Origin of the sequence: Streptomyces sp. BR123 (assembly GCF_013401435.1) — a bacterium.
In the GTDB taxonomy this organism is placed as follows: Bacteria; Actinomycetota; Actinomycetes; order Streptomycetales; family Streptomycetaceae; genus Streptomyces.
Map to the genome: position 1 here is coordinate 1 of NZ_JACBGN010000582.1, position 1551 is coordinate 1551.

Consider the following 1551-nt stretch of genomic DNA (forward strand, 5'->3'; position numbering starts at 1 on the left):
GCCCGGCCAGCCGGAGACGAACGACTCCCCGTCCACCGGGACGTCCGCGTCGACGAAGACGACCCGGGCGAGCCGGTCGCCGATCAGCTCGGCCGCCTGGCCCACCGGGATGCCGGAGTAGCTGTGGCCGACCAGGACGACGTCGTGCAGGTCCAGGCACTCGACCGCGTCGACGATGTCGTGCACGTGCGTCTGCTGACCCGCCCACGCCCCGGCCTCGCGCCGCTCGGCGAGCCCGGACAGCGTCAGCGGGTGGACGTCGTGGCCCGCCGCGCGCAGCTCCGCCGCCACCGCGTCCCAGGCCCATGCCCCGAGCCATGCGCCGGGTACGAGTACGAAGTTCCCCATGGAAGGCACCGTATACGAATAAATGTTCGATCACATGCCCGGACATTCGCCCTCACCTGCGGTCATTCGTCGCCGGGGCAGGATCGTGTGCCGGACGGCAGGCGGCCGTCGACGAGGAAGTCGTCGACGTAGCCCCGCACGCAGCGCGAGGAGGTGTAACCGGTGTGTCCGTCGCCCTTGTAGTCGAGGACGACGGCGGAGCCGAGGCGCTCGGCGGTCTCCTCGGTCCACCGGTACGGGGTGGCCGGGTCGCCGCGGGTGCCGACGAGGAGCATGCGGGGGGCGCCGGGCGGCCGGTCGATCCGGCGGATGAAGTCAGTGCCGGCCGGGCGTCCGTAGCAGGCCAGGACGGTGAGCAGCTGCCGAGGTCCGAAGATCTCCGAGACCTCGCGGAACTCCTCCCGCAGGCCTTCGATCCGCTTCAGCACGGCGTCCGGGCTCGCCTTGTCGGCGCTGCGGTCGGGGTCGTCGGCGCAGTTCACGGCGGTCATCGCGGCGGCGGCGTTGTCGGCGGGGACGAGGCCGGGAGGGTGCGCGGAACCGCTCGGGCCCGGGTCGGCGGGGGAGCCGAGGCGGAGCAGCCCGCCCGGGTCGCGGTTCCGTTCGGCCAGGGCGAGGCCTTCGGCGAGGGCCGGCCACAGCTCGCGGGAGTAGAGAGCGAGGGAGATGGCGTCGGCGGCGTCCTGCCCGGTGAAGACGGCGCCGTCCTCGTCGACGAGGGGGGCCGCGTCGAGCCGGGTGACGAGGGCCGCCGCGTCTTGCCTGGCGGTGCGGGTGTTCGTCCCGTACACGCAGCCCGGCTGGTGGGCGCACCAGGACAGGAAGTTGTCCAGGGCCTGCTGCTGGCCCTTCGCGGAGGCGAGGGCCTGCTCGACGAGCGGTTCGGTGAGGTTGTCGACACCGTCGAGGGCCATCCGGCCGACACGGCGCGGGAATTGGGCGGCGTACACGGCGCCGAGGCGGCTGCCGTAGGAGAAGCCGAGGTAGTTGAGCTCGTCCTCGCCGATGGCCTGCCGGATGAGGTCCATGTCGCGGGCGACGTGCACGGTGCCGATGTACGGCAGCACCGGCCCGGAGGCCCGTTCGCACCGGGCGACGACGGCCCGGAGGGCGGCGAGCGCCTCCGCGGCGTCGGCGGAGTCGACGGGTTCGGGCTCCAGGGAGCCGCCGCAGCTGACGGGTTCGCTGCGGCCGACCCCGCGG

The 1551-nt window shown here is 73.6% G+C and carries 2 protein-coding genes; both read right to left on the bottom strand.

Annotation, left to right across the window (positions count from 1 at the left end):
• Window positions 1-348, bottom strand: a 348-nt coding sequence (locus HYE82_RS36415) for an alpha/beta fold hydrolase (protein ID WP_179178500.1), incomplete at its 3' end; no start/stop codon positions are given.
• 62 nt (window positions 349-410) lie between these two features.
• On the bottom strand, window positions 411-1551 hold a 1141-nt coding region (locus tag HYE82_RS36420), incomplete at its 5' end, for an alpha/beta hydrolase (RefSeq protein ID WP_179178501.1).